9 protein-coding genes and 1 riboswitch are annotated in these 8,070 nt (G+C 70.7%); of the genes, 7 read left to right on the forward strand and 2 right to left on the reverse strand.

Annotated features, from left to right (window positions below; all coding sequences use genetic code 11):
- Positions 1-66 precede the first annotated feature (66 nt).
- A complete protein-coding gene (bcp, locus tag GTY47_RS02035) occupies positions 67-534 on the reverse strand; it encodes a thioredoxin-dependent thiol peroxidase (protein WP_010040010.1) in 468 nt (155 codons plus the stop codon).
- Positions 535-628: 94 nt separating this feature from the next.
- Between bcp and GTY47_RS02040 the strand changes: the two genes are divergently transcribed.
- The 3 genes from GTY47_RS02040 (at position 629) to GTY47_RS02050 (ending at position 1,863) form a co-directional block, all read left to right on the forward strand.
- Positions 629-958: a DUF3618 domain-containing protein gene (locus GTY47_RS02040; RefSeq protein WP_029181178.1), complete on the forward strand. Its 330-nt coding sequence runs from the start codon at positions 629-631 to the stop codon at positions 956-958.
- Between the two features lie 44 nt (positions 959-1,002).
- Positions 1,003-1,359, forward strand: coding sequence for a co-chaperone GroES (locus GTY47_RS02045; protein ID WP_010040015.1), 357 nt, complete (start codon positions 1,003-1,005; stop codon positions 1,357-1,359).
- An 82-nt stretch (positions 1,360-1,441) separates the two neighbouring features.
- A riboswitch (guanidine-III (ykkC-III) riboswitch) is annotated at positions 1,442-1,508 on the forward strand.
- A gap of 34 nt (positions 1,509-1,542) precedes the next feature.
- Positions 1,543-1,863, forward strand: coding sequence for a multidrug efflux SMR transporter (locus tag GTY47_RS02050; protein ID WP_010040017.1), 321 nt, complete (start codon positions 1,543-1,545; stop codon positions 1,861-1,863).
- A gap of 8 nt (positions 1,864-1,871) precedes the next feature.
- On the opposite strand, the gene GTY47_RS02055 is transcribed toward GTY47_RS02050, so the two are convergent.
- Positions 1,872-4,280: a transglycosylase domain-containing protein gene (locus GTY47_RS02055; protein WP_040903217.1), complete on the reverse strand. Its 2,409-nt coding sequence runs from the start codon at positions 4,278-4,280 to the stop codon at positions 1,872-1,874.
- Positions 4,281-4,696: 416 nt separating this feature from the next.
- Here GTY47_RS02055 and GTY47_RS02060 point away from each other — a divergent pair, with 416 nt between their 5' ends.
- From GTY47_RS02060 to GTY47_RS02075, 4 genes are read left to right on the forward strand one after another with little or no spacing between them, the layout of a single operon-like run.
- The gene (locus tag GTY47_RS02060; protein WP_010040020.1) at positions 4,697-5,497 is read left to right on the forward strand and encodes an ABC-2 family transporter protein; all 801 of its coding nucleotides are present in this window, start codon (positions 4,697-4,699) and stop codon (positions 5,495-5,497) included.
- On the forward strand, positions 5,490-6,311 hold the full coding sequence (locus tag GTY47_RS02065; protein WP_010040022.1) for an ABC transporter permease: 822 nt from the start codon (positions 5,490-5,492) through the stop codon (positions 6,309-6,311). Before GTY47_RS02060 ends, GTY47_RS02065 begins: the two co-directional genes overlap by 8 nt.
- A gap of 10 nt (positions 6,312-6,321) precedes the next feature.
- Positions 6,322-7,341: an ATP-binding cassette domain-containing protein gene (locus GTY47_RS02070; RefSeq protein WP_010040025.1), complete on the forward strand. Its 1,020-nt coding sequence runs from the start codon at positions 6,322-6,324 to the stop codon at positions 7,339-7,341.
- 33 nt (positions 7,342-7,374) lie between these two features.
- A complete protein-coding gene (locus GTY47_RS02075; RefSeq protein ID WP_010040027.1) occupies positions 7,375-8,046 on the forward strand; it encodes a DUF1707 domain-containing protein in 672 nt (223 codons plus the stop codon).
- Positions 8,047-8,070: the final 24 nt, after the last annotated feature.

Raw genomic sequence — 8,070 nt, forward strand, 5'->3', positions numbered from 1 at the left:
TCGGTCTCCGACGCGGGCCGAGATCATCTCGGCCCGCGTCGGTCGTCCGCGCCCCGCTCGACCGGATCAGATCCCCAGATCCTTGATGATCTTGGCCACGTGGCCCGTCGCCTTGACGTTGTACAGGGCCCGTTCGACCTTGCCCTCCTCGTCCACGATCACCGTGGAGCGGATGACGCCGACGACCGTCTTGCCGTACAGCTTCCTCTCGCCGAAGGCGCCGTAGGCCTCCAGCACCTGCTTGTCCGGGTCGGCGAGGAGGGTGACCTTCAGCGACTCCTTGTCACGGAACTTGGCCAGCTTCTCGGGCTTGTCGGGGGAGATGCCGATCACCTCGTAGCCCGCGCCGGCCAGCAGCTCCAGGTTGTCCGTGAAGTCGCAGGCCTGCTTGGTGCATCCGGGGGTGAGGGCGGCCGGGTAGAAGTACACGATGACCTTGCGGCCCTTGTGGTCCGACAGGGACACCTCGGTGCCGTCGGCGTCGGGCAGGGTGAAGGCGGGGGCCACGTCCCCCGGCTGGAGTCGCTCGCTCATCGGACCAGCGTAACCGGGGGTCGGGGCAGTGCGATGAGCCGTGGAGCTGACAGACTGTCCGCACAGGCTTCACACCGACTTCGGAGGCGACACGGTGGCGGACACGGCGGACACCAGAACCCCGGCGCAGATCGAGGCGGACATCAGGCGCCGCCGCGCGACCCTGGCCGAGACCCTCGACGAGATCGGCGTGCGGGTGCACCCGAAGACCATCGTCGGGGACGCCAAGGCCAAGGTCGCGTCCAACATCGATCACACCCTCGGGCGGGCGTACGTGGAGGTCAACCGGGCCGTCACGGACGTGCGGTCCCGGTTCGTGGACGAGGACGGGGCGCCGCGGCTGGAGCGGGTCGTGCCCGTCGCGCTCGTCGTCGTCGGTCTGGTCGGGCTGCTCGCCGTCAGCACGCGGCGGCGCAAGGGCTGACCCGACCGCGTACGTTCTCGGGGAGGACAGGTAGGTTTCAGGGCGTGAGCGCCAAGAGAAACGAGCACAGCACCCATCCCGACAAGCTGCCCATCCGGATGCTGCACGACCGCGTACTCGTGCGGCAGGACACCAGCGAGGGCGAGCGGCGTTCCGGCGGCGGCATCCTGATCCCCGCCACGGCGGCGGTCGGCCGGCGGCTGGCCTGGGCCGAGGTCGTCGCGGTGGGGCAGAACGTACGGACCGTGGAGCCGGGCGACCGGGTTCTGTTCGACCCGGAGGACCGCGCCGAGGTCGAGGTGCGCGGTATCGCGTACGTGCTCATGCGCGAGCGTGATCTGCACGCCGTGGCCGCGGACCGGTTCGAGGGCTCGGAGGACTCGACGGGTCTCTATCTGTAGTCCGGCTCTGTAGTCCGGATCCGCAGTCCGGGCAGCAACGGCGGAGGGGCCGGTGACGACCGTCACCGGCCCCTCCGCCGTTGCTTTGCTACGTTGGAGTGACCCCGACGAGACGCGCCGTACCGGGACGAAGGCAAAGACGACGCACCCACACCGTCAGCCCGTTTCCCGGAGGTGCCCGTCATGGCCTGGGTTCTGCTCGTCGTCGCCGGTCTGCTCGAAGTCGGGTGGTCCGTCGGCATGAAGTACACCGACGGGTTCACGCGTCCGCTCCCCAGCGTTCTCACCGGTGCCGGCATCGTCGCCAGCATGCTGCTGCTGTCCCAGGCCGCCAAGACCCTGCCCATCGGTACCGCCTACGGCGTGTGGGTGGGCATCGGGGCGGCCGGGGCGGCGGTGTTCGGCATGGCCGTGCTGGGGGAGCCGGCCACCGCCGCCCGGATCTTCTTCGTGGGCCTGCTGCTGGTCGCCGTGGTGGGGCTGAAGGCGACGTCAGGCCACTGAGGCCGGCCCTATTCGCGGCGCGCGCCCTGCGGGACCACGCCCCAGCCGGGGCCCGTCGGGCCGCCCGTCGCGCCGCCGTCGGTCGCGTCGCCGCCGCCCTCCGTCGTACCGCCGTCGGTCGTGCCGCCGTCGGTGGCGGTGCCGCCGTCGCCGGTCCCGCCGTCCGCGGTGCCGCCGCCGGTCGGGGACTCGCCGCCCGTGCTGCCGTCGGTGGTGCCGCCGTCGGTCTGGCCCTGGGTCTGCCCCTCGGGTGCGCTCGGGGACTGGCCGGGCGTCTCGGTGCCGGTCTCCTGGCCGCCGGTGGACGTGCTGCCGCCGTCGGTGGTGCCGCCCGTGGTGGGGTCGGCCGGGGGCTCGGTGCCGGGGGCCTGCGAGGCGTCGGCGCCGGGCTGGAGCCTGAGGTCGAACTCCTTGACGGGCTTGCCCTTGAGGGCGTCCTGGGTGAACTGGGTCCAGATCTCCGTGGGCGCCCCGCCGCCGTTGACGCGGGGCAGGCCCATCGCGCCGTACAGCGACTTGTGGGCGGCGGTGACCGGGTCCTGGCCCATGACGGAGACGACCGTCGCGAGATCGGGGGTGTAGCCCGCGAACCAGGCCGCCGTGTCCTCCTCGGCGGTGCCGGTCTTGCCGGCGACGGGGCGGCCCAAGCCCTGCGCGGCGGAGGCCGTGCCGTTCTGGACGACGCTCTGCAGCATCGAGGTGGTGGTGTCGGCGGCCTCGCGGCTCACCGCCTGCCGGGTGCGCCGCTCCGGCAGCTCGATCGGCGAGCCCTCCTTGGTGACCTTCTTGACCATGGTGTACGTGCCGTGCCGGCCGTGGTTGGCGAGCGTGGCGTAGGCCTCCGCCATGTCGAGGACGCTGGCGGTGGCCGTGCCGAGCGCGATGGCGGGGCCGTCGGCGAGGTCGGGGGTGGCCTCGGGGATGCCGAGGTCGATCGCGGTCTGCTTGACCTTCGAGGGGCCCACGTCGGCCGCCATCTGCGCGTACACCGAGTTCACGGAACTGTCGGTCGCCTCGGTGACGGTGATGTCGCCGTAGGAGCGCTGGTCCTCGTTCTCGGGGGCGTAGGGATCGCCGGACCAGCCCTGGACGGGGCGCTTGTTGGTGCCGTCGTAGATCGTGTTCGGGGTGATCACGCGGCCGTCCTGGGTCTCCGAGTGGTTCTCGACGGCGGCGGTGAACACGAACGGCTTGAAGGTGGAGCCGACCTGGAAGTCCCTGCGGGTGGCGTTCGGGGTGTACTGCTTGACGTAGTCGATGCCGTTGTACATCGCCACGACCTCGCCGGTCTTGGGGTCGACGGAGGCGCCGCCCGCGCGGACGTAGCGGTCGACCTTGTTGTTCTTCTTGTCCAGCTTGTCCATCAGCTTGTCGTTGACGGCCTTCACGAACGCGTCCTGCCGGGGCTTCTGGAGCGTCGTGGTGATGCGGTAGCCGCCCGCGTCGAGCTGCCTCTCGTCGATGATCTTGTTCTGGGTGAGGTAGTCCTTGACGGTCCGCACGATGTAGCCGCGCTGCCCGGACATGCCGGTGGAGAGGGTGGACTCCTTCGGCACCGGGAACTTCATGCCGGCCCGCTCGGACTCGCCGAGCCAGCCCTTCTTGACCATGCCGTCCAGGACGTAGTTCCAGCGGGCCTCGGCGGCCTTGCGGTTCTCGGGGTGGGCGACGACGTCGTACTGGCTGGGCGCGTTGACGAGGGCGGCGAGGTAGGCGGCGCGGGCCGGGTCGAGGTCCGTGGCGTCCATGCCGTAGTAGGCCTGGGCGGCGGCCTGGATGCCGTAGGCGTTGCGGCCGAAGTAGCTGGTGTTGAGGTAGCCCTCGAGGATGTGGTCCTTGCTGACCTCGCGGTCCAGCTTGATCGCGATGAAGAACTCCTTGGCCTTGCGCGTGACGGTCTGTTCCTGGCGCAGGTAGTAGTTCTTCACGTACTGCTGCGTGATCGTGGAGCCGGACTGCTTGCCCTTGCCGAGGGCCGTGTTCCAGGCCGCGCGGAGCATGGCCTTGGGGTCGACGGCGGACTCGGTGTAGAAGTCGCGGTCCTCGGCGGCCAGGATCGCGTGCTGGGCGTCCTTGGAGATCTGCGGGAGGGTGACGTTCTCCCGGTTGACCTCGCCGTCGCGGGCGATCACCGAGCCGTCCGCGTAGAGGTAGACGTTGGCCTGCTTGGTGGCGAGCGCGTTGGCCGGTGGGATCTGCACCAGCGAGTAGCCGAGGAAGAAGCCGCCGACCAGCAGCAGGGCGACGATGATGAAGGCGCCGAGCGTCATGCGCCAGGTCGGGATCACCCGGCGCCAGCCGGTGCGCTTCGGTTTCCCGGCCGGCCGGTTCTCCGGCGTGGTCGGGTCGCCGTCCGCCTGCGGCTCTCTCGGTGCCCAGCCCGGTGTCGGCTGCTGCGGCTGAGGCTCGTCACTCATGTCGTGCACGGACTCCTGTTTCGCGTCGTACGTCGTTCCCGTACGTCTCTGCTCGCTCTTGCGCCCCTGTGATGAAGACTGTCCCATCCGGCGATCAGTTCCCTGACCGAGGGCCGTGTCGTGAGCCGTGTGGCGAGGCGGGCGGCGCGTGGGCGAACGCACGGGACGGGCGCAGAGTGAACCGGGCCATCCTGCATGTCTGTTCGAACAGCGATCCTGCCTGCGCGAGATTCGCCTGAAGGGCGGGCGCCTCGGCCCACGCGGACGGACTGGATCGTACCGTCTGGGCCGGTGCGCGAACTCCCCGTGGGGCGCCCGACGGCGTTTCCCGGGGGCGGGAAAACCCGTGGCACGCGTGATCGCCGGTCCACTAGGCTCCTGCGCTTCGGTGCCCGGCGGCGAGGAGGGCTGTGGATGTGGGCTCGGGACGGTTGTACGCGGCCGTCGCGGCGGGGGGCTTCAGGCGGTACGCGACGTATCGGGCGGCCACCGTGGCCGGGGTGTTCACCAACACGGTCTTCGGCGTCATCCTCGTCTACACCTACCTGGCGCTGTGGGACGAGAAGCCGCACCTGGGAGGGTACGACCAGGCGCAGGCCGTGACCTACGTGTGGCTGGGACAGTGCCTCTACGCGACCCTCGCCATCCAGGGCGGCGGCGCCGAGAAGGACCTGATGGAGCGCATCCGCACCGGTGAGATCGCCGTCGACCTGTACCGGCCGGCCGATCTCCAGCTGTGGTGGCTGGCGGGCGACGTGGGGCGGGCGCTGTTCCAGATGCTGGGGCGGGGCGTCGTCCCCTTCGCGTTCGGCGCGGTCTTCTTCCCCATGACGCTGCCGACGTCGGTCACCCCCTGGGCGGCCTTCGTGGTCACGCTCCTGCTGGCGGCGGTCGTCAGCTTCGCGATCCGCTACCTGGCGGCCCTGAGCGTGTTCTGGCTCATGGACGGCATGGGCGTCAACCAGGTGCTGATGATCACGGGGGTCTTCTTCTCGGGCATGGTGCTGCCGCTGAACGCCTTCCCGGGCGTGTTCGGCGACATCGTGCGGGTGCTGCCGTGGGCGGCGCAGATCCAGATGCCGGCGGACGTGCTGATGGGGGAGACCGACCCGCTCGGGGCGTTCGCCTTCCAGGCGGCGTGGGCCGTGGCGCTGCTCGCGGCGGGGCGGCTGGTGCAGTCGGCCGCGACGCGCCGGGTGGTGGTGCAGGGTGGGTGAGCGGAGCGTCCTGCTGGAGGGCCTGCGGGCCTACCGGTTGATCGCCGGGATGTGGGTGCGGTCCAGCATGACCTACCGCACCTCCTTCGTCGTCACGGTGTTCGGCAACCTGCTGGTCACCGGCCTGGACTTCGTGGGGATCCTGCTGATGTTCTCCCAGGTCGACTCGCTGGGCGGCTGGTCACTGCCCGAGATCGCCTTCCTGTACGGGCTGTCGGTGACGGCGTTCGGGATCGCCGACCTGGTGCTCGGCTCGATGGACGTCCTGGGTGCCCGGATGCGCGACGGCTCGTTCGACATCCTGCTCGTGCGTCCCGCGCCGGTGCTCGCCCAGGTCGGCGCCGACCGCTTCGCGCTGCGCCGGCTGGGCCGGATCACCCAGGGCGCGGTGGTCCTGGGCTGGGCGCTGGCCTCGGTCGACGTCGACTGGAGCGCGCCGAAGGCGCTGCTGGTGCCGGTGATGGTGGTCAGCGGCGCGGCGATCTTCTCGGCGGTGTTCGTGGCGGGCGCGGCCTTCCAGATCTTCGCCCAGGACGCCGCCGAGGTGCAGAACGCGTTCACGTACGGCGGGACCACGCTGCTCCAGTATCCGCCGACGGTGTTCGGGAAGGACCTGGTGCGCGGCGTGACCTTCATGCTGCCGCTCGCCTTCGTCAACTGGGTCCCCGCCGCCTACGTGCTGGGCCGGCCGTACCCGGTCGAGTTGCCCGGGTGGGCGGCCTTCACGTCGCCGCTGGTGGCGGTGGCCTGCTGCGCGCTGGCGGGGATGGCATGGCGGGTGGGGCTTCGTTCGTACCGGAGTACAGGGAGTTGAGGTGACCGGCATGGACAGCGGGCTGACCGGAATGGACGACGGGTCGACCGGAGCGGACGGCGGGTTCATCGAACTCGACGGCGTCGAGAAGGTCTTCGACGTGCGCAAGAAGACCGGCTTCATGAAACGGGAGCGGCGGCAGGTCCGGGCCGTCGACTCGATCTCCTTCCGCGTGGAACGCGGCGAGATGGTCGGCTACATCGGCCCGAACGGCGCCGGCAAGTCGACCACGATCAAGATGCTGACCGGCATCCTCACACCGAGCGCCGGCCGGCTCCGGGTCGCCGGCATCGACCCCTCCCGCGAACGCACCCGCCTCGCGCACCGCATCGGCGTGGTGTTCGGGCAGCGCACCACCCTGTGGTGGGACCTCCCGCTGGTCGACTCGTACCGGCTGATGCACCGCATGTACCGGATCCCGGACGCCCGTTACCGCGAGAACCTCGGCCGTCTGGTCGAACTCCTCGACCTGGGCGACCTGCTGGACGTGCCGGTACGGCAGCTCTCGCTCGGGCAGCGGATGCGCGGCGACATCGCCGCGGCCCTGCTGCACGACCCGGAGGTGCTGTACCTCGACGAGCCGACCATCGGCCTCGACGTCGTCTCCAAGTCCAAGGTGCGGGAGTTCCTGCGGGAGTTGAACGCCGAGCGCGGCACGACGGTGCTGCTGACCACGCACGACCTCCAGGACATCGAGCAGTTGTGCAAGCGGGTGATGGTCATCGACCACGGACGCCTGATGTACGACGGCCCGCTCGCCGGGCTGCACGAGGCGGGGGAGAGCGAGCGGACCCTGGTGGTGGACCTGGAGCGGGAACTGCCGCCGATCGACGCCCCGGCGCCCGCCCGGGTCGTCCGGGTGGACGGCCCGCGGCAGTGGCTGGCGTTCCCGGCGGCGGAATCCGCGGCACCGCTCGTCGCGCGGATCGCGGCGGAGTACCCGCTGGTGGACCTGTCGGTGCGGGAGCCGGACATCGAGGCGGTGATCGCGAAAATGTACGCGGAACAGGCCGAGCGGGCGATCTCGTAGCCCCCGGCCGGGTGAACTCGTAATCTGCTGTGTATGACCGACGACTCAGTCCCGGACCTCCGCGCCTCCGACGCCGACCGTGAACGGGTCGCCGAAATCCTCCGGGACGCCCTCGCGGAGGGCCGTCTCGACATGTCGGAGTTCGAGGAGCGGCTGGACGCCACGTATCAGGCGCGGACGTACGGGGAACTGACGCCGATCACCCGGGACCTGCCGGCCGCGGGCGTCACGGCGCCCTCCGTGTCACTGACCAAGGAGCCCGCCGCCGGCCCGGACGGCTCGAACTGGTCCGGGCGGATCGTCGGCGGGGAGGGCTCCTCGTCGTGGGCCGTGGCCGTGATGTCCGGCTTCCAGCGCAAGGGGCGCTGGACGATGCCCCGGCGGTTCACCTGCCTCGCCCTCTGCGGCGGCGGGGAGATCGACCTGCGCGAGGCGAACTTCGCGGACCGCGAGGTCGAGATCAACGCGATCGCGATCATGGGCGGGGTGGACGTCATCGTCCCGCCCGGCGTGGAGGTCGTCGTCCGCGGCATCGGCATCATGGGCGGCTTCGACCACCAGGAGGAGGGCGTCCCCGGCATCCCCGGCGCACCACGCGTCGTCATCACCGGCTTCGCCTTCTGGGGCGGCGTCGGAGTCCAGCGAAAGCTGCCCCGGGCAGAGAAGCAGCGGCTCCGCGAGGAGCGGCGTCGCCAGCTGGACTGAGGTGCCTGCTGACTGCGGGCACCC

The organism is Streptomyces sp. SID5464 (assembly GCF_009862985.1).
GTDB lineage: Bacteria > Actinomycetota > Actinomycetes > Streptomycetales > Streptomycetaceae > Streptomyces > Streptomyces chartreusis_D.

Bases quoted from the DNA above. Each gene is read 5' to 3' on its own strand.
- bcp (WP_010040010.1), bottom strand. From the start codon at position 534: ATGAGCGAGCGACTCCAGCCGGGGGACGTGGCCCCCGCCTTCACCCTG.
- GTY47_RS02050 (WP_010040017.1), top strand. From the start codon at position 1,543: ATGGCCTGGGTTCTGCTCGTCGTCGCCGGTCTGCTCGAAGTCGGGTGG.
- GTY47_RS02055 (WP_040903217.1), bottom strand. From the start codon at position 4,280: ATGAGTGACGAGCCTCAGCCGCAGCAGCCGACACCGGGCTGGGCACCG.
- GTY47_RS02070 (WP_010040025.1), top strand. From the start codon at position 6,322: ATGGACAGCGGGCTGACCGGAATGGACGACGGGTCGACCGGAGCGGAC.
- GTY47_RS02075 (WP_010040027.1), top strand. From the start codon at position 7,375: ATGACCGACGACTCAGTCCCGGACCTCCGCGCCTCCGACGCCGACCGT.